The organism is Serratia grimesii, assembly GCF_900186025.1.
Lineage (GTDB): Bacteria > Pseudomonadota > Gammaproteobacteria > Enterobacterales > Enterobacteriaceae > Serratia > Serratia grimesii.
Genome location: NZ_LT883155.1, coordinates 4,651,619 through 4,669,219, shown reverse-complemented (window position 1 = coordinate 4,669,219; position 17,601 = coordinate 4,651,619). Strand labels below are relative to the sequence as shown.

Genomic DNA, 17,601 nt, shown 5'->3' with positions numbered 1-17,601 from the left:
ATGTTCGTGTTACTTCTTTACTGCCAACCATTGATCGATAATGCTTTGATACTCACCGGTCGCTTTGGCCAGGTGCAGCCACTGATCCACATACAATTTCCAACTCAAATCATCACGCGGCAGCATGTAGGCTTTTTCGCCGTATTGCATCGGTTTGTTCGGGTTTACCGCGCACAGCTTCGGATAGCGTTTTTGCTGATATAACGCTTCGGAAGCGTCGGTGATCATTACATCGGCTTTCTTGTCGACTAACTGCTGGAAAATTCCCACATTATCATGGGTTAGCGTCAGCTTGGCTTTGGGCAGATAGGCGTGAACGAAGGCTTCGTTGGTGCCGCCCGCCGGTTCAAGCAGGCGTACCGACGGTTTATTGATCTGGTCGATGGTGCGGTATTTCTTCACGTCGGTGCAGCGCACTAACGGGATTTTGCCGTCCGTATCCAGCTTATCGGCAAAGAACACTTGCCTCTGCCGTTGCAGCGTGACGGAGATCCCGCCCATAGCGATGTCGCACTTACCGGCGACAAAATCAGGCGTCAGGGTTTTCCAACTGGTTTTCACCCATTTCACTTTGGCTCCCAGGCTCTTTGCCAGCGATTCCGCCATGGTGATATCAATACCTTCATAGCTGCCGTCTTCTTTCAGGAAGGTATAGGGCTTGTAATCGCCAGTCGTGCACACTTCCAACGTGCCCTGTTGAATAACCTTATCCAGGTGTGATTGGGCGCTGGCGCTCCCGGCGGCAACCAGCAGTGCGAGAGGTAATAGCTTTTTCATCGGCGTCCTTTTTATACATTCGTGGTTTTATGCGCTATTTAGCCGTTAATTGTTGCTGACTTGCGCGAGTTACCCACTTTTTATGCCATGAGTTGGTGGAAACGTTCGGCATTGCTGCTGTGCGCTTCACAACCTCGGCGGGGGAAGGGTATCCACAGTCAAAAAACTGATAGGCTGTAACGTCAACATTTATTAACACAGTTTACAGGTGGCTATGTACAACATTGACGATTTTGATATGAAAATCCTGACGCTGTTACAGGCCAATGGCCGTCTGACCAATCAGGAACTGAGCGAACTGGTTGGGCTGTCTGCTTCCCAGTGTTCACGGCGGCGTATCAGCCTGGAGCAGGCGCAATTGATTCGTGGTTATCATGCACGGTTGGCACCAGAGGCGGTCGGACTGGGGCTTGTAGGGCTGATTGAAGTAAGCCTAACCCAGCACGGGCAGGAGCAAATTGACAGTTTCCATCAGATGCTGGAAGAAGTGGACGCCATTCTTGACGCCTATAAAACCACTGGCGATGCTGATTATCTGCTGAAAGTCGCCGTAGCGGACCTGCCGGCGCTGGACGATTTCATCAGCCAGACGCTGTCTCGGCATAAAAGTGTGGCACATATCAAAACGGCGGTAGTGCTCAACCGTATCAAGGAAAACGGTTTGTTGCCTGTTGCGAGATAAAGCTAAAACCGATCGCCGTTTTCCGTCTATATTAGAGCGTAATACTGTGCCCCCGAACCCTAATAATCCAGGAGAACAACCCCGTGTTTCAGAACGTTGATGCCTATGCAGGTGACCCGATCCTGTCGCTGATGGAAAAATTCAAAAAAGATCCCCGTTCGCACAAGGTTAACCTGAGTATCGGCCTTTACTATGACGAGCAGGGCATTATCCCGCAGATGAAAGCAGTTGCCGCAGCTGAAACGCAGTTGAACGCGGTGGATCAGGGCGCATCGGTGTATCTGCCGATGGAAGGCCTGCACCCTTACCGTACTGCGGTTCAACATTTGCTGTTTGGTGCTGAGCACCCGATGTTGCAACAAGGCCGTATCGCCACCATTCAGACCGTGGGCGGTTCTGGCGCGCTGAAAGTCGGCGCAGACTTCCTGAAAAGCTACTTCCCGGATTCGCAGGTGTGGGTCAGCGATCCGACCTGGGAAAACCACATTGCTATCTTTGGTGGTGCCGGTTTTAAAGTGAACACCTATCCGTACTTCGACAACGAAAGCCTGGGTGTGAAATTTGACGCCATGCTGAGCGCGTTGAAACAACTGCCAAAACACAGTATTGCGCTGCTGCACCCATGCTGCCATAACCCGACGGGCTCTGATCTGACAAATGCCCAGTGGGATGACGTGGTCAAAGTGATCGCCGAACGTGAGTTGATCCCGTTCCTCGATATCGCCTACCAGGGCTTTGGCGGCGGGATTACCGAAGACGCTTACGCCATTCGCACAATTGCTGCTGCGGGCTTGCCATGCCTGGTGAGTAATTCGTTCTCGAAAATCTTCTCGCTGTACGGCGAACGCGTTGGCGGCCTGTCGGTGGTGTGTGAAAGCGAAGAAGCGGCCGGGCGCGTATTGGGCCAGTTAAAGGCTACGGTTCGCCGCAACTACTCCAGCCCACCGAACTTCGGTGCGCAGGTGGTGGCGAAGGTACTGAACGATACGCAGCTGAAAGCCCAGTGGCTGGCAGAAGTTGAAACCATGCGCACCCGCATCCTGGAGATGCGCAAAACGCTGGTGGAAGCGCTGAAAGTTGCTCTGCCGCAGCGTAACTTCGATTACCTGCTGGAACAGCGCGGTATGTTCAGCTACACCGGTTTCAGCGCAGCACAGGTCGATCGCCTGCGTGAAGAGTTCGGTGTGTACCTGATTCACAGCGGCCGTGTCTGCATGGCCGGCCTGAACCATAACAACGTGCATCAGGTGGCCGAGGCGTTTGCCGCAGTGCAATAATGTTGTTAGGGTTTGACGTTCGCAAGGGAGCGATAGCGATATCGCTCCCTTTTTGTTGTCGGTTTGCCGCCGGGGTTGCCGCAAACTGGATAGAGAATATACTGATTGAGGGGCGCTCACTCATGTGGCATCAGCAAACGCTAATCCTCAGCGCAAAAGCGCGTGGTTTTCATCTGGTTACTGAAGAAATTACTGACCAGCTAACCCACTTACACCGCCTGCAAACTGGCCTGCTGCATCTGTTGTTGCAGCATACCTCGGCTTCGCTGACGCTGAATGAGAACTGTGATCCTACGGTGCGAGCCGATATGGAGCAGCATTTCCTGCGTCAGGTGCCAGAGAACGCACGCTATCAACATGACTATGAAGGGCCGGACGACATGCCGGCGCACATCAAATCCTCTCTGTTGGGCACGTCCTTGACGCTGCCTGTCGGTCACGGGCGACTGATGCTGGGCACATGGCAAGGAATTTGGCTGGGGGAGCACCGCATCCACGGCGGTTCACGCCGGATTGTGGCCACTTTACAGGGGGAATAACCCAATGAATAACGCAGCACTGCTGGAATACTGCATGGCGAAGCCGGGCGCGGAACAGAGCGACCAGAACCAGTGGCAGGCAAGTCAGATTAAGGTCGGCGACGTGATGTTCGCTATGGTGTGCGAGGTGCAGGGGCGTCCGGCGCTGGCGGTAAAATCCAGCCCGGAACTGGCGGAGAGCCTGCGGGAACACCATCCAGAGATTGTTGCCTGCGAGCGGCTGAACAAGGCTCACTGGAATACCGTGTTTCTCGACGGTAACCTGCCGAACTCCCAGTTCTATAGTTTGATCGACAGCTCGTATCAACTTGTGCTGCAAGGGTTACCTGATCACGTGCGTCAAGAGCTGCGCGCTTAAATCTCGAGGGCAGGTACGCACCTGCCTTCTTCGTTTTCTCATTCTCTGTAGTTTATCTTCCAAACTGTGAACTCAATTTGGTTTTGGGAACGTTCCCTTTTTAATGTTTGATTGAAACGACTAGGCTTATTTAATCAATAAGCCGTAAGACGAAAGGATGTCATGACATGGCCACGAGTGAAGAAAAACGCAAGATGATTGCCGGTGAATTGTATGACGCCGGTGATGAGTTACTCCGCAGCGAGCGCAAGCGTGCACGTCAGTTGGTACACCATTACAACCACTCGTCTCCGGATGAGGGGGGATTACGTAAACAATGGCTGGCGGAACTTCTGGGTCAATATCAGGGGGGAACCATCGAACCGACGTTTCGCTGCGATTACGGCTACAACATTTATCTGGGCAAAAACTTCTACGCTAATTTTGATTGCGTGATCCTCGATGTGTGTGAAGTGCACATTGGTGATAATTGCATGTTGGCACCGGGCGTCCATATTTACACCGCTACCCATCCTCTGGATGCAGAAACACGTGTCGGCGGGGCAGAGTTTGGCAAACCGGTACGCATTGGCGATAACGTGTGGATCGGCGGTCGCGCGGTGATAAATCCAGGTGTTACGCTGGGGGATAACGTGGTGGTGGCATCCGGTGCGGTAGTGACTAAAGATGTGCCAGCCAACTGCGTGGTCGGTGGCAACCCGGCACGAATCATTAAACAACTGTAAGAAAAACCGGGCGCCGCCATGGGCGCCCGCAGTGCTTAGGCTCGTAGTGAATTGATGTCTACCACGAAACGGTATTTCACGTCACTTTTCAGCATCCGTTCGAAGGCCTGGTTGATGTGCTGCATCGGGATCAGTTCAATATCTGAGGTAATGCCATGTTGGCCGCAAAAATCCAGCATTTCCTGGGTTTCGGCAATGCCGCCGATCAGCGAACCGGCGATGCGGCGGCGTTTCATGATCAGGTTGAACACTTGCGGTGACGGGTGATCGTGTTCCGGTGCGCCGACCAGCGTCAATGTACCGTCACGGCGCAGTAGGTTGAGGAATGGGTTCAGATCGTGCTGTGCCGCCACGGTGTTAAGAATAAAGTCGAAACTGTTCGTGTGTTGCGCCATCTCGTCCGGGTTACGCGAGATCACCACTTCATGAGCGCCGAGGCGTTTGGCGTCCTCGACTTTAGATGTTGAGGTGGTGAACAGCACCACATGTGCCCCCATCGCACGGGCTAATTTGACGCCCATATGCCCCAAACCACCGAGACCGACGATGCCCACCTTTTTACCCGGCCCGGCGCCCCATTGGCGCAGTGGTGAATAGGTGGTGATACCCGCACACAGCAACGGCGCTACACCGGCTGGATCGAGGTTTTCCGGTACGCGTAGCACGAAGTCCTGATCAACTACCATGTCGGTTGAGTAGCCGCCGTAGGTGATAGCTCCGGTTTGTCGATCCTGGCCGTTATAGGTGCCCGTAAAGCCGTTTTCACAGTATTGCTCTAACCCTTCGTCACAGCTTGGGCAACTGCGACAAGAGTCGACCATACAACCGACACCGACTAAATCGCCGATCTGATAACGTGAAACGTGGCTGCCGACGGCGCTTACACGCCCCACGATTTCGTGGCCAGGTACTACCGGGAAAATGGTATTGGTCCATTCGTTGCGGGCCTGATGCAAATCAGAATGGCAGACGCCACAGAACAGAACGTTGATTTGCACATCGTGTTCGCGCAGGGCGCGCGGTGTGTAATCAAAAGGAACTAGCGCTGACGTGGCGTCGTGCGCGGCATAGGCGTGCGTAATGTTCATGGTAACTCCAGTCATCAATGAGTAGGGGGAAACGGCTTCCGGCAGTGGGATGCCGGTGAGACGTGGCCTGAGTAGAGCAAGGGGCCACAGAGGGAACATTGATGATAAAAGCTGCGAGCAAGGAGGGAAATGCCTGAAAATGTCTAAATCTTGCCTGTTTCTGTTCAATTTGAGCGAAACAGGTAATAGTGCGGGCCGTCACAGGGACTGCCCGCCGGGCAGGGATTACTTCTTCTTCAGTAATGGCTTGAGGAAGCGTGCGGTATGGGATGCTTCACAGTTGGCCACGGTTTCCGGCGTACCGGCAACCAGGATCTCACCGCCGCCGCTGCCGCCTTCCGGCCCTAGGTCGACAATCCAGTCCGCGGTTTTAATCACGTCCAGGTTGTGCTCAATCACCACAATGGTATTGCCCTGATCGCGCAGTTGATGCAGTACCGCCAGCAGTTGCTGAATATCGGCGAAGTGCAGACCGGTCGTCGGTTCATCCAGAATATACAGTGTTTGGCCGGTACCGCGTTTCGACAGCTCACGCGCCAGTTTGACGCGCTGCGCCTCACCGCCAGACAGCGTGGTCGCTGATTGACCAAGGCGAATATACGACAGGCCGACTTCCATCAAGGTTTGCAGTTTGCGCGCCAGTGCAGGCACCGCGTCGAAGAAATCACGCGCTTCTTCGATGGTCATTTCCAGCACTTCGTGGATGCTTTTGCCTTTGTACTTCACTTCCAGTGTTTCACGGTTATAGCGTTTGCCTTTGCACTGGTCGCACGGCACGTAAATATCCGGCAGGAAGTGCATTTCGACCTTGATCACACCATCGCCCTGGCAGGCTTCGCAGCGGCCACCTTTGACGTTAAAACTGAAACGGCCCGGGTTGTAGCCACGGCTGCGTGATTCCGGCACGCCGGCGAACAGCTCACGCACCGGGGTAAAGATACCGGTGTAGGTTGCCGGGTTGGAACGTGGGGTACGACCGATCGGGCTTTGATCGATATCGATGACCTTGTCGAAATGCTCCAGACCGTTGACCTCACGGAAGGGGGCCGGTTCGGCAATGGTAGCTCCGTTGAGTTGACGCTGGGCGATCGGGAACAGCGTGTCATTGATCAGCGTTGATTTGCCCGAGCCAGAAACCCCGGTAATGCAAGTAAACAGTCCCACTGGCAGTGTCAGCGTCACGTCTTTCAGGTTGTTGCCACGTGCGCCGCTCAGCTTCAGCACCTTGGTTGGATCTGCAGGGACGCGTTGTTCTGGAATAGCAATCTCACGTTTGCCGCTGAGGAACTGGCCGGTCAGTGATTCCGGCTGTGCCATGATGTCTTCGACAGTGCCTTCCGCTACTACCTGACCACCGTGCACACCGGCACCGGGGCCGATATCGATCACGTGATCCGCAGCGCGGATGGCATCTTCGTCATGTTCTACCACGATCACTGTGTTACCCAAGTTACGCAGGTGGATCAGGGTTTCTAACAGGCGCTCATTGTCGCGCTGATGCAGGCCAATCGACGGTTCATCCAACACGTACATGACACCCACCAGGCCAGCACCAATCTGGCTGGCCAGACGAATACGCTGTGCTTCACCACCGGACAGGGTTTCTGCTGAGCGTGACAGTGACAGGTAGTTCAGACCAACATTCACCAGGAACTTCAGGCGATCACCAATTTCTTTCAGGACTTTCTCTGCGATTTGGGCACGTTGTCCGCTGAGCTTCATGTTCTGGAAGAAAGTCATTGCGTGACCGATGCTGAGATCGGAAATTTCCGGCAGCGTAGTGTCTTCAACGAACACGTTGCGTGCTTCTTCACGCAGACGAGTACCGTGGCACGAGGCGCAAGGACGGTTGCTGATAAACTTCGCCAGCTCTTCACGTACTGCGCTCGATTCGGTCTCTTTATAGCGGCGTTCCATGTTGTGCAGCACGCCTTCGAACGGATGGCGGCGCACGGTGGTGTCACCGCGGTCGTTAATGTATTTGAATTCGATCGACTCTTTGCCGGAGCCGCTGAGTACTGCTTTTTGCACGTCAGCGTCCAGGCTGTTGAAGGGGGCTTCAACGTCGAACGCGTAATGCTCAGCTAATGAACGCAGCATCTGGAAGTAATAGAAATTACGGCGATCCCAGCCGCGGATTGCACCACCGGCCAGCGAAAGCTCGGGATTTTGCACCACGCGCTCAGGATCGAAGAACTGTTGTACACCCAGACCATCGCAGGTCGGGCAGGCACCGGCTGGGTTGTTGAACGAGAACAGACGGGGTTCCAGTTCACGCATGCTGTAACCGCAGATTGGGCAGGCAAAGTTGGCGGAGAACAACAGCTCATCCGCTTTTTCGTCGTCCATATCGGCGACCACCGCGGTACCGCCGGACAGCTCCAGTGCAGTCTCGAACGACTCTGCCAGGCGCTGGGACAGATCGTCACGTACCTTAAAGCGATCAACGACCACTTCGATGGTGTGTTTCTTCTGTAATTCCAGCTTCGGCGGATCGGACAGGTCACACACTTCACCGTCGATGCGCGCACGGATGTAGCCTTGGCTCGCCAGGTTTTCCAACGTTTTGGTGTGCTCACCCTTGCGGTCTTTCACCACCGGCGCCAGCAGCATCAAGCGTTTGCCTTCTGGCTGGTTGAGTACGTTGTCCACCATTTGGCTGACGGTTTGTGCCGCCAGCGGTACATGGTGATCCGGGCAGCGTGGTTCGCCGACGCGGGCAAATAACAGGCGCAGATAATCGTGGATCTCGGTGATGGTACCAACCGTAGATCGTGGGTTATGTGAGGTCGATTTCTGCTCGATGGAGATTGCCGGTGACAGACCTTCAATGTGGTCGACGTCCGGTTTTTCCATCAGCGAAAGGAACTGGCGTGCATAGGCGGAGAGCGATTCGACATAGCGACGCTGCCCTTCGGCATACAGAGTATCAAAGGCCAGCGAGGACTTGCCTGAACCGGACAGGCCGGTGACGACGATCAGCTTGTCACGCGGGATAATCAGGTTGATGTTTTTGAGATTATGGGTTCGAGCACCACGAACTTCGATATTATCCATTTACACTTCCCGTCTTGATGATACACCGCGCCTGTCTGGGTTATTTACAGGTTGTTTTGTGATCGAACGCGCAAAAAACCGGCACAGCCAGTACGAAACGCATAATTATGACACAAAAAAACCTGAATGAATATCCAGTACATGAATGCAAGCAGGTCGATCGAAAGGACAATTCTGGAATACAATACGCAGTAATCAACACGGGTGTCGTTTCAGGCTGAGCGTGTTAAACTTACTCGTTTATACTGTGTAAAAATCAATCATCAGGAGAGTTCTCATGGCCAGCAGAGGCGTAAACAAAGTAATTCTGGTCGGGAATCTGGGCCAAGACCCGGAAGTCCGTTACATGCCGAATGGCGGTGCAGTGGCCAATATTACCCTGGCAACCTCCGAAAGCTGGCGTGACAAGGCGACTGGCGAGCAGAAAGAAAAGACCGAGTGGCACCGTGTGGTGTTGTTCGGCAAGCTGGCTGAAGTTGCGGGCGAATATCTGCGTAAAGGTTCCCAGGTTTATATCGAGGGCGCTCTGCAAACCCGTAAATGGACCGATCAGGCTGGCGTAGAAAAATACACCACCGAAGTGGTTGTGAACGTTGGCGGCACCATGCAAATGCTGGGCGGCCGTCAAGGCGGCGGTGCACCTGCAGGCGGCGGCCAGGCTTCTGGTGGCCAGGGCGGTTGGGGCCAACCTCAGCAGCCACAGGGCGGCAACCAGTTCAGCGGTGGTCAGCAAGCTCGCCCAGCGCAGAATAACGCACCAGCAGCCAGCAGCAATGAACCACCAATGGATTTTGACGACGACATTCCTTTCTAAGATTTGGTTTGGATATGTTGTAAAAAACCCGCTTATGCGGGTTTTTTTATGCCTGCAGCACAGTGGATAAGGCCAAATAAAACCACGGTTTTCCGGCCATCAGGCATGAATCAGCAAGGGCGGAGAGGAACGTTGCAGTCGGGGAAGACGTACGTCAGTGATACGTTTTTCGGTGCTGGTCGGCGGCGACAATAGCAGCCTGTCGCAAAATTGTGCTTTTAACTGCCCCTAAGTTCGAGTTGTTTGTCTGGCAAGTACTCGCTGGCGGGCCAACTGGCCAGATGGCCCGCGAAATCCTCCAAACCTCATTGTTCATGTGGGTTCATGAGTTGTTGTGCTTCATGTTTCATCACGTGGGTATGAATCGCCGCCTGAAACGCTTTAAACAGCAGACCGTTAATAAAGGTCGTGATGGTGAGTACGATAAAAGCTGTCATCACCCAGTCGATCAGAACGACGTCACTGTTCATTAGCGTGGGGCGGTAAATCAGCATTCCCGCAATGACTACCCAGTGACTCATGCAGTAGAAGCACTTAAAAAGATGGCCCAGTAGATCGTTTTTTCTCGCTGTCCATGCTCGCAGAGCGGCGAAAAGTTCGGTCTGGGTCACCGTCATGGATATGCTGGCCGATGCCAGGGCAATCATCAGGCATACCGAGAGGTCCGAAGACAATATGGCGGTCATAATGTTTTCCCCATTGTGGGTTGTTGAGTAACGGAACGAGGCTTTTCAAGAGGGGTCATTACGGTGACTCTCTTATGTAACTTATAAGAGCACGTGATATTTGCCGTTGTCAATATCTTGTATCATTGTAAGATACATGAATAATGCATTGGGAAAGGGGGCTGAAATGCGTCAGGACAATAAGCTTTCGCGCATGCTGCACGTGTTATTGCATATGGCGCGGCACAACAGTGTCTATACGTCGGAACAGATTGCGGTGATGTTGGGCACCAACAGTGCTGTTGTCAGACGTACTCTGGCTGGCCTGCGTGATGCGGGTTTCGTTACATCAGAAAAAGGCCATCATGGTGGTTGGAGAATCGCCGTCGATCTGCGGGATATCAGTTTGCTCGATATTTACCGCGCGGTGGGGGTTAACCAGCTTTTCGCGATTGGTGGCGGGGAGCAGCATCCGGAGTGCGCGGTTGAAGCAGCGGTGAATCAGGCGTTGGGAAACGTATTGGATGAGGCTGAGCAGGCATTACTGGCTCGCTTTGCAGAAATCACATTGGAAAACCTGAAAGAGAAATTCGACCGTCACTTTCCCGAGGGATCCGAGGAAAATGGCGCTGCCTGCATCGACAGCGCCAAATGATAATGGCGCGTTTATGGCTTAACGGCAGCGCCTTCCTTTTTTTCTGGGGCAGGCGTACTTCTGGGGTTATCCATCGCCTTCTGTTTGCGCGCTCGCTCGTCCATGATCAGTCGATAAGCGATGTAGTATTTGTAGATATTACTGACATAAGTCACTGTTTCGGCACCGATCCGCTCGGCGGCCAGGTATTCCACGTTGCCGAACCAGACATTGGGGTTAAAACCGCGTTTTTTGGTTTCGGCTTGCAGGCGGGCAATACGGGCCGGGCCGGCGTTGTAGGATGCGAATGAGAAGAGCACCTTGTCGAGAGGTGTCATAGGTTCGTCAGCGTAGTATCGGTCGATCATCCAACGCATATATTTAACCCCGGCATTGATATTGGGATCCAGATTGCGTATGTCACCGACTTTCAGTTCCTTGCCCGTACTTGGCATCACCTGCATGACACCAATGGCGCCAACCCGGCTACGGACCGATTGGTTGAGGCGTGATTCCTGGTAGCCCTGGGCCACCATCAGCAACCAGTCCACATCATATTGATCGCCATATTTTCTGAATATGTCCACCATCGCCAGAAACTTGCTGCGCTCCTTCTCTGCTGCGGCATTCTTGACATATTTTGCGTTCTTCAGGTAGCGCAACAGAATGGTGTTTCCTAACTTGCTGCCCTGGCGGTTATCCTTGACGAAGTTATTAAGCAACGCGAGAAGCTGCGGGCTGTTCTTGCGAACGGCCCAGGCAATGTTCGCATCGTCACGCAGTACCACATCTTCGTGTATCTGAATTTTTGGGAACACTTGTTTCCAGAACAAAGCCTTGTGCCGATCGACCACGATCAGGGGGATAAGACCGGCGTTCAGCATCTCAATCAGATCTTCATCCTCAAGTGCTTCGGGCGCCGCTTCAAGGGTCACGGGAGGAAGAGATTCTTTGGCGAAGTGTGCATTCAGCGCCACCAGGCTTTCGTGATAGCTCGATGAAGGGCGCACGAATACTGTCTTGCCGGAGAGTTGCTCCAGACTTTCTACCTTGGGTGAGGAAGGACCGGAGAGCAGCAGTTCCTTAACTTTTGGATAGAGAGGGGTAGTGAAGGCCGCCAGTTCCTGACGTGCTGGGGTAATCGTCAGGTTGGCTGCCGCGATGTCTCCTTTACCTTCGTTGAGCGCATTGAAGAGCTGATCGCGTGCGACCGGTACAAAGATGATCCTTACCTTGAGGTGACGGTGTTTGAGCTTATTTTCCTTCATCAACGTAAGGTTAAGGTTGCGCTCGAACTCCAAAAATATGTCATGGGTGAGACCTCGTTGAGTCCCCTTGTTGATGAAGAAGAAGGTCTTGCTGTAGGTGGTCAACACCCGGATCACCCGTCGATCGAGCATGCCCGGCAAGTCCCCCTTCCAGGGTTGCATGATGTCGTCCATGTTGACTTCCAGGGTATCGCGTTCTTCCTGTTTCGGCGGCTTATCCTTCACCGTAGCAGCATGAACTGAACCAACGAGCAGTAGGGCAGTGAAGCAGGCGATGAGTAATCGATGAAAAGAGATAGCATTCATGGAGGACACTCCGAATGGTGCATCTTTTCATTGTAGTCAAACTAAAAAAGCCCCGAGCGGGGCTTTTCGCTTATGTGGAAATATTACGCCGAGAACCCGCCGTCAATGCTCAGGCTGGCACCGGTGATATAACCGGCTTCGGGCCCGGCGAGGTAGGCGACGAAACTGGCGATCTCTTCATCTTTGCCATAGCGGTTGATGGCCATCATTGCTTTCAATTGATCGGCGAAATCACCGTCATCCGGATTCATATCGGTATCCACCGGACCGGGTTGCACGTTATTGACGGTAATGCCACGTGGCCCAAGATCGCGTGCCATGCCTTTGGTCAGGCCGACCAGCGCGGATTTACTCATGGCATACACAGCACCGCCGGCAAACGGCATACGTTCGGCATTGGTACTGCCAATATTGATGATACGGCCGCCCTCATTCATGTGGCGCGCTGCTTCCTGACTGGCGACAAACACGCTGCGCACGTTAACTGCCAGTGTGCGGTCCAGATCTTCCAGCGCCAGTTCTTCGGTACTGCCCATCGCCAGCACACCGGCGTTGTTCACCAGAATATCCAGATTGCCCAAGCTATTTACGGCCTGGCGTACCGCTTGTTGCAATGCGGTAGCGTCGGCGCTATCGGCCTTGATGGCCAGGGCTTTACCGCCAGCGGCGAGGATGTCACGGACCACTGCATCGGCTTTGTCGGCAGAGGCCACGTAGGTTAATGCTACGGCGGCACCTTCGCGTGCCAGACGTTTAGCAATGGCGGCACCAATGCCACGTGAGCCGCCCTGAACGAATGCGACTTTGCCTTTCAAAGAGAGCGTTGCGGACATAATGTTTCTCCAAGGTGGGGATGAGGTTAAAAAATCTACCGTTTCAGTATCGGAGAAACACGGATCGGTGACTAGCCCAAAAGAGCTATAATCAGATTAAACCATAGGTTTGAAATCAGCGGGAAAACCATGCTTGGTCATCTGGAATGTTTTGTCAGCAGTGCAGAGAGTGGTAGTTTTTCCGCTGCCGGTCGTAAGCTGGGTATCAGCTCTGCCGCGGTGGGGAAGAACGTCACCAAACTGGAGACGCTGGTGGGCGTACGGCTATTTCAGCGTAATACGCGCAAGCTGACTCTGACTGAAGAGGGTGAACGTTTTTTGCAGGAGGTTAGCGGCGGATTACTGTCGATCCAGTGCGCATTGAAAGGTTTGAGTAGCAGCGGTGGAGTCGCTGTTGGGACATTGAAGGTCAGTATGGGGACCGCCTTTGGTCTGCATTTTGTGCTGCCAATGTTGCCGGAATTTCTGGCGCGATATCCGGCTATTGTTCCTGACTGGCATTTTGATAATCGTCAGGTGGATCTGATCGGCGAGCATTTCGATGTGGCGATGGGCGGCGGCATCGAGCTGGCGCAAGGCATGATCGCACGCGAATTGGCACCGGCACACGGCGTTTTGGTCGCTTCTGTCGAGTATCTGCAACGCCACCCACGACTTCAGCAGCCAGAGCAGTTGGTGGAACATGCGGGTATTTTTATCCGTTCGCCGCAAACAGGGCGAATTCGCAACCTGCCGTTGAGAAACGCAGATAATGAACAGCGGGTACCGGCAATGGTGATAAAAATGACGGTGAATGAGCCGGAAGCGGCGGCCCAGGCGGCGGAAATGGGATTGGGTATTGCACTTATCAGTATGCCAAATGCCTTGCCCTACCTGGAAAGTGGCCGCTTGGTACGGGTATTGCCAGGTTGGTATGTCGATCGCGGTAGTTTGTGTCTGTACTTTCCCACCACCAAATTCTTGCCAACCAAAACCCGAGTATTCGTCGATTATATTACCGAACAATTTCGGCAGCAGAAGCTGGCCACACGTTTTGACGCCCGTTAAAAACGAGAAAAGCCCCTTTCGGGGCTTCTTTCTTCCGTCAGTTAACTGTCTGACGATCAGTTGAAGATTTCTGCGGTACCGTAAAGTTTGTTCTGGCCGCCGGCAGCAATGATGCGGTAAGAGTTAGCGCCTGATGCTGCAGCCTTGTTAGCCAATTCACTTTCCAATGCACTCAGGTTAGAAGCACCGCTAACGGATACGACACCGATTTTCTGGGCGTCGGCAGCAGGTTGGCTGGTTGGTTGGTCAGCGGCAACGCTAGCGAAAGAAGCGGTAGTCAGCAGCAGAGCAGTAGCAAAAATTTTGATGTTTTTCATGATTCAATCCTCAGGGTATTTTTTAGGTGAGAGGTTGTTACCTCTCGATGTGTTAGATAATAGGCCGACATGTTTGAAGAGAAAATCGGAGAGTTTTGAGTATCTCAGTCAAATAAATTGACTTATTTTTGCGCAGTACGGCTTGCGGTGGCGCGCTGGAAAAATCGCCACTACCCTTTAAGTCAGCAGAATCCTTAAAGGGGCAATCTTTATGATTATTGTGCACCATCTAAATAACTCGCGCTCGCAGCGCATCCTGTGGTTTTTGGAAGAGTTAGATGTGCCCTACCAGGTACAGCGCTATGAGCGTGATCCACAAACTATGCTGGCACCACCGGCTTTGAAGAAGATCCATCCGTTGGGTAAGTCGCCAGTGATTGTCGATGGTGATCTGACGCTGGCGGAATCCGGCGCCATTATTGAATACCTGCAGGAAGCCTACGACGCGCAGGGGCAGTTTATTCCCACCGACTATCATGCCCGTCAGCAGTACCGGTATTGGCTGCATTATGCCGAGGGTTCGCTAATGCCGTTGCTGGTGATGAAATTGGTGTTCAGCCGTTTGGGTCAGCCACCGATCCCCTGGCTGTTAAGGCCAGTCGCGGGCGCGATTGGCAAAGGCGTGCAGCGTGAATATCTGGACAAACAGATTGCCCCGCACTGCGATTATTTGGAACAGCACCTGAGTAAAAGTACCTGGTTTGTCGGTAATGAGTTCAGTGCGGCAGATATCCAAATGAGTTTCCCACTGGAAGCGATGGCGGCACGCGGCGCACTGGACGGTTGCCCGAAACTACGTGGTTATCTGCAGCGTATTCATTCACGTCCGGCCTATCAGCGCGCACTGGAGCAGGGTGGGCCTTATGATCTGCTGAACTGAGGCGATGGGCTATACTCGATGAGGTCACTCTTCATCGGAGGTAGCCCATGGCTACGCAAATTTTTGTTAACCTGCCGGTGGGCGATCTGCCCGCATCTATTGCGTTTTTCACCCAGCTGGGCTTCAGCTTTAATCAACAGTTTACCGACGACACCGCCGCCTGCATGGTAGTAAGCGACAGCATTTATGTGATGCTGCTTACCCATGACAAATTCAAAATGTTCACCCCGAATCCGATTGCTGATGCCAGAAAGGCCACTGAAGTGTTGGTGTGTCTGTCTCAACCCAATCGTGCGGCGGTAGATGCTCTGGTACGCAAAGCCATCGCCGCGGGTGGCAATACCTATAATCAACCGCAAGATTATGGCTTTATGTATGGGCATGGTTTCCAGGATCTGGACGGACATATCTGGGAACTGACGTACATGGATGAAAATGCAGTGCGAACTCAGTAGTTGTTTTTGCCCCCCGATAGGGGGGTGTTCCCATCGGATTTACCTATGTGACAAATACCGTATTTTCAATAATGATGGTTCCCCATGCTTTTTGCATAAATTGCCGCGATCTTTGGTTGATCAGAGGGTATAGAAGGCTGGATAATCGTTTGCCTTGAATAAACCACCATAAATCACTCGCACCACGCAATGGGAGTTAAACGTTTGCCTTTTATGTAATGCCGATTGGCGACATGAGTGAAGAGCAATGAAGCAAACGTGACGGAAACGATACCGTAATGAACAGGCGTGGGCGGAATAACAAGCCTTTTGAAACGGGCTGGCAATGAAACACAGGGGACAGCAACATGTCGAATTCTCAAGCGAACAACGCCGTTAAACCAAAAGGCGGGCTTGATGGTTATTTTAATATTTCTGCGCGTGGCAGCACCGTGCGTCAGGAAGTGGTGGCGGGGTTAACCACCTTCCTGGCGATGGTTTACTCGGTGATTGTCGTGCCGAGTATGCTCGGCAAGGCGGGTTTCCCACCAACTGCGGTGTTTGTCGCGACCTGTTTGGTCGCGGGTCTTGGATCGTTACTGATGGGTCTGTGGGCAAATTTGCCAATGGCTATCGGTTGTGCGATTTCACTGACCGCGTTTACCGCTTTTAGTCTGGTATTGGGTCAGCACATCAGCATTCCTGTGGCGCTGGGCGCGGTATTCCTGATGGGCGTGCTCTTTACCATTATCTCGGTAACCGGCATTCGTGCCTGGATCCTGCGCAATTTGCCGATGGGCGTGGCGCACGGCACCGGTATCGGTATTGGCCTGTTCCTGTTGCTGATCGCCGCTAACGGCGTGGGCCTGGTGGTGAAAAATCCGCTGGATGGTTTGCCTGTGGCGCTGGGTGCATTTACCTCTTTCCCGGTTGTGATGACGTTGCTCGGGCTGGCGGTGATTTTCGGTTTGGAAAAGTTGCGCGTACCTGGCGGTATCCTGCTGGTGATTATCGCCATTTCGATCATCGGTCTGCTGTTTGACCCGGCGGTGAAATATCAGGGCCTGTTCGCGATGCCTAGTCTGACGGATGCTAACGGCAAGTCATTGATCTTCAGTCTTGATATTATGGGCGCATTGCAGCCTGTGGTATTGCCAAGCGTGTTGGCGTTGGTCATGACGGCGGTGTTTGATGCAACCGGTACTATTCGCGCGGTGGCCGGTCAGGCCAACCTGCTGGATAAAGATGGGCAGATCATCAACGGTGGTAAAGCGCTGACCTCGGACTCCCTGAGCAGCATTTTTTCCGGCCTGGTGGGTGCAGCGCCAGCGGCAGTGTATATCGAATCTGCTGCGGGCACTGCGGCTGGCGGTAAAACCGGCCTGACAGCGACCGTAGTAGGTCTGTTGTTCCTGTTGATCTTGTTCTTGTCACCGTTGTCTTATCTGGTACCGATTTATGCTACCGCACCAGCGCTGATGTATGTCGGTCTGCTGATGTTGAGCAACGTCACCAAACTGGACTTCAACGACTTTGTTGATGCCATGTCCGGCCTTCTGTGTGCGGTATTTATCGTGCTGACCTGTAACATCGTGACCGGCATCATGTTGGGCTTTAGCGCATTGGTCATTGGCCGTATTTTCTCGGGCGAATGGCGCCGACTGAATATTGGCACCGTCGTGATCGCCGTGGCCCTGGTGGCGTTCTATGCTGGCGGCTGGGCGATCTAATCGCATTGTCGTTTCCCCCGTCGTTTCGGCGGGGGATGTTTTATCTCCGCTTCAGATAAGTCTCCTTCTGCCTGTGCTGCAATTTGAAAGGCACAACAAGCTTTAACCGCTGTAAAAAAAGTGATCTACTATCGGGGCATACTCAGAGATGTAGTCTGAACCCTAGAGTC

At 53.3% G+C, this 17,601-nt stretch carries 18 protein-coding genes; 11 read left to right on the top strand and 7 right to left on the bottom strand.

What is annotated here, in order from left to right; all coding sequences use genetic code 11:
• Positions 1 to 9: 9 nt before the first annotated feature.
• Entirely contained in the window at positions 10 to 777 is a 768-nt protein-coding gene (locus SGBXF1_RS21775; protein ID WP_037416141.1) for a transporter substrate-binding domain-containing protein, read from the bottom strand.
• 214 nt (positions 778 to 991) lie between these two features.
• On the opposite strand from SGBXF1_RS21775, the gene SGBXF1_RS21770 reads away from it, so the two are divergent.
• The 5 genes from SGBXF1_RS21770 to maa all read left to right on the top strand — a co-directional run bounded on the left by SGBXF1_RS21770 (position 992) and on the right by maa (position 4,358).
• Positions 992 to 1,459 (top strand): Lrp/AsnC family transcriptional regulator, encoded by a 468-nt coding sequence (locus tag SGBXF1_RS21770; protein ID WP_037416143.1) that lies wholly within the window; start codon positions 992 to 994, stop codon positions 1,457 to 1,459.
• Positions 1,460 to 1,542: 83 nt separating this feature from the next.
• The gene (locus SGBXF1_RS21765) at positions 1,543 to 2,736 is read left to right on the top strand and encodes an amino acid aminotransferase (protein WP_186427536.1); all 1,194 of its coding nucleotides are present in this window, start codon (positions 1,543 to 1,545) and stop codon (positions 2,734 to 2,736) included.
• 122 nt (positions 2,737 to 2,858) lie between these two features.
• A complete protein-coding gene (locus tag SGBXF1_RS21760) occupies positions 2,859 to 3,275 on the top strand; it encodes a secondary thiamine-phosphate synthase enzyme YjbQ (RefSeq protein ID WP_186427535.1) in 417 nt (138 codons plus the stop codon).
• Between the two features lie 4 nt (positions 3,276 to 3,279).
• The gene (locus tag SGBXF1_RS21755) at positions 3,280 to 3,633 is read left to right on the top strand and encodes an MmcQ/YjbR family DNA-binding protein (protein WP_037416147.1); all 354 of its coding nucleotides are present in this window, start codon (positions 3,280 to 3,282) and stop codon (positions 3,631 to 3,633) included.
• A gap of 167 nt (positions 3,634 to 3,800) precedes the next feature.
• Positions 3,801 to 4,358, top strand: a complete 558-nt coding sequence (maa, locus tag SGBXF1_RS21750; RefSeq protein WP_037416149.1) for a maltose O-acetyltransferase — start codon at positions 3,801 to 3,803, stop codon at positions 4,356 to 4,358.
• A gap of 35 nt (positions 4,359 to 4,393) precedes the next feature.
• On the opposite strand, the gene SGBXF1_RS21745 is transcribed toward maa, so the two are convergent.
• Together SGBXF1_RS21745 and uvrA are read right to left on the bottom strand one after the other, a co-directional pair.
• Complete coding sequence (locus tag SGBXF1_RS21745) at positions 4,394 to 5,446, bottom strand: NAD(P)-dependent alcohol dehydrogenase (protein ID WP_061807795.1); 1,053 nt, start codon at positions 5,444 to 5,446, stop codon at positions 4,394 to 4,396.
• A 225-nt stretch (positions 5,447 to 5,671) separates the two neighbouring features.
• Positions 5,672 to 8,503: an excinuclease ABC subunit UvrA gene (uvrA, locus tag SGBXF1_RS21740; protein WP_061807796.1), complete on the bottom strand. Its 2,832-nt coding sequence runs from the start codon at positions 8,501 to 8,503 to the stop codon at positions 5,672 to 5,674.
• A gap of 277 nt (positions 8,504 to 8,780) precedes the next feature.
• Here uvrA and ssb1 point away from each other — a divergent pair, with 277 nt between their 5' ends.
• On the top strand, positions 8,781 to 9,317 hold the full coding sequence (gene ssb1, locus SGBXF1_RS21735; protein ID WP_020837150.1) for a single-stranded DNA-binding protein SSB1: 537 nt from the start codon (positions 8,781 to 8,783) through the stop codon (positions 9,315 to 9,317).
• A gap of 305 nt (positions 9,318 to 9,622) precedes the next feature.
• On the opposite strand, the gene SGBXF1_RS21730 is transcribed toward ssb1, so the two are convergent.
• On the bottom strand, positions 9,623 to 10,003 hold the full coding sequence (locus SGBXF1_RS21730; protein WP_186427534.1) for a DUF1360 domain-containing protein: 381 nt from the start codon (positions 10,001 to 10,003) through the stop codon (positions 9,623 to 9,625).
• Between the two features lie 166 nt (positions 10,004 to 10,169).
• Here SGBXF1_RS21730 and SGBXF1_RS21725 point away from each other — a divergent pair, with 166 nt between their 5' ends.
• Positions 10,170 to 10,637: an RrF2 family transcriptional regulator gene (locus SGBXF1_RS21725; protein WP_037416155.1), complete on the top strand. Its 468-nt coding sequence runs from the start codon at positions 10,170 to 10,172 to the stop codon at positions 10,635 to 10,637.
• 11 nt (positions 10,638 to 10,648) lie between these two features.
• On the opposite strand, the gene SGBXF1_RS21720 is transcribed toward SGBXF1_RS21725, so the two are convergent.
• Positions 10,649 to 12,190: an MltF family protein gene (locus SGBXF1_RS21720; protein ID WP_186427533.1), complete on the bottom strand. Its 1,542-nt coding sequence runs from the start codon at positions 12,188 to 12,190 to the stop codon at positions 10,649 to 10,651.
• Between the two features lie 83 nt (positions 12,191 to 12,273).
• Entirely contained in the window at positions 12,274 to 13,023 is a 750-nt protein-coding gene (locus tag SGBXF1_RS21715; protein ID WP_186427532.1) for a 3-oxoacyl-ACP reductase family protein, read from the bottom strand.
• A 129-nt stretch (positions 13,024 to 13,152) separates the two neighbouring features.
• Between SGBXF1_RS21715 and SGBXF1_RS21710 the strand changes: the two genes are divergently transcribed.
• Positions 13,153 to 14,070 (top strand): LysR family transcriptional regulator, encoded by a 918-nt coding sequence (locus SGBXF1_RS21710; RefSeq protein WP_037416163.1) that lies wholly within the window; start codon positions 13,153 to 13,155, stop codon positions 14,068 to 14,070.
• 56 nt (positions 14,071 to 14,126) lie between these two features.
• Here the strand turns inward: SGBXF1_RS21710 and bhsA are convergent, their stop codons facing one another.
• On the bottom strand, positions 14,127 to 14,387 hold the full coding sequence (gene bhsA, locus SGBXF1_RS21705; protein WP_037416166.1) for a multiple stress resistance protein BhsA: 261 nt from the start codon (positions 14,385 to 14,387) through the stop codon (positions 14,127 to 14,129).
• Positions 14,388 to 14,598: 211 nt separating this feature from the next.
• On the opposite strand from bhsA, the gene SGBXF1_RS21700 reads away from it, so the two are divergent.
• The 3 genes from SGBXF1_RS21700 to SGBXF1_RS21690 all read left to right on the top strand — a co-directional run bounded on the left by SGBXF1_RS21700 (position 14,599) and on the right by SGBXF1_RS21690 (position 17,431).
• The gene (locus SGBXF1_RS21700; protein WP_186427531.1) at positions 14,599 to 15,267 is read left to right on the top strand and encodes a glutathione S-transferase family protein; all 669 of its coding nucleotides are present in this window, start codon (positions 14,599 to 14,601) and stop codon (positions 15,265 to 15,267) included.
• A 47-nt stretch (positions 15,268 to 15,314) separates the two neighbouring features.
• Positions 15,315 to 15,722, top strand: coding sequence for a VOC family protein (locus SGBXF1_RS21695; protein WP_037416171.1), 408 nt, complete (start codon positions 15,315 to 15,317; stop codon positions 15,720 to 15,722).
• A gap of 347 nt (positions 15,723 to 16,069) precedes the next feature.
• Positions 16,070 to 17,431: an NCS2 family permease gene (locus SGBXF1_RS21690; protein ID WP_037416174.1), complete on the top strand. Its 1,362-nt coding sequence runs from the start codon at positions 16,070 to 16,072 to the stop codon at positions 17,429 to 17,431.
• Positions 17,432 to 17,601: the final 170 nt, after the last annotated feature.

Excerpts from the sequence above, each read along its gene's own strand:
- bhsA (WP_037416166.1), bottom strand. The coding sequence starts at position 14,387 with ATGAAAAACATCAAAATTTTTGCTACTGCTCTGCTGCTGACTACCGCT.
- SGBXF1_RS21745 (WP_061807795.1), bottom strand. The coding sequence starts at position 5,446 with ATGAACATTACGCACGCCTATGCCGCGCACGACGCCACGTCAGCGCTA.
- SGBXF1_RS21725 (WP_037416155.1), top strand. The coding sequence starts at position 10,170 with ATGCGTCAGGACAATAAGCTTTCGCGCATGCTGCACGTGTTATTGCAT.
- SGBXF1_RS21700 (WP_186427531.1), top strand. The coding sequence starts at position 14,599 with ATGATTATTGTGCACCATCTAAATAACTCGCGCTCGCAGCGCATCCTG.
- SGBXF1_RS21760 (WP_186427535.1), top strand. The coding sequence starts at position 2,859 with ATGTGGCATCAGCAAACGCTAATCCTCAGCGCAAAAGCGCGTGGTTTT.
- SGBXF1_RS21715 (WP_186427532.1), bottom strand. The coding sequence starts at position 13,023 with ATGTCCGCAACGCTCTCTTTGAAAGGCAAAGTCGCATTCGTTCAGGGC.
- SGBXF1_RS21770 (WP_037416143.1), top strand. The coding sequence starts at position 992 with ATGTACAACATTGACGATTTTGATATGAAAATCCTGACGCTGTTACAG.
- SGBXF1_RS21720 (WP_186427533.1), bottom strand. The coding sequence starts at position 12,190 with ATGAATGCTATCTCTTTTCATCGATTACTCATCGCCTGCTTCACTGCC.
- ssb1 (WP_020837150.1), top strand. The coding sequence starts at position 8,781 with ATGGCCAGCAGAGGCGTAAACAAAGTAATTCTGGTCGGGAATCTGGGC.
- uvrA (WP_061807796.1), bottom strand. The coding sequence starts at position 8,503 with ATGGATAATATCGAAGTTCGTGGTGCTCGAACCCATAATCTCAAAAAC.
- SGBXF1_RS21690 (WP_037416174.1), top strand. The coding sequence starts at position 16,070 with ATGTCGAATTCTCAAGCGAACAACGCCGTTAAACCAAAAGGCGGGCTT.
- SGBXF1_RS21775 (WP_037416141.1), bottom strand. The coding sequence starts at position 777 with ATGAAAAAGCTATTACCTCTCGCACTGCTGGTTGCCGCCGGGAGCGCC.
- SGBXF1_RS21755 (WP_037416147.1), top strand. The coding sequence starts at position 3,280 with ATGAATAACGCAGCACTGCTGGAATACTGCATGGCGAAGCCGGGCGCG.
- SGBXF1_RS21710 (WP_037416163.1), top strand. The coding sequence starts at position 13,153 with ATGCTTGGTCATCTGGAATGTTTTGTCAGCAGTGCAGAGAGTGGTAGT.
- SGBXF1_RS21695 (WP_037416171.1), top strand. The coding sequence starts at position 15,315 with ATGGCTACGCAAATTTTTGTTAACCTGCCGGTGGGCGATCTGCCCGCA.
- SGBXF1_RS21730 (WP_186427534.1), bottom strand. The coding sequence starts at position 10,003 with ATGACCGCCATATTGTCTTCGGACCTCTCGGTATGCCTGATGATTGCC.
- maa (WP_037416149.1), top strand. The coding sequence starts at position 3,801 with ATGGCCACGAGTGAAGAAAAACGCAAGATGATTGCCGGTGAATTGTAT.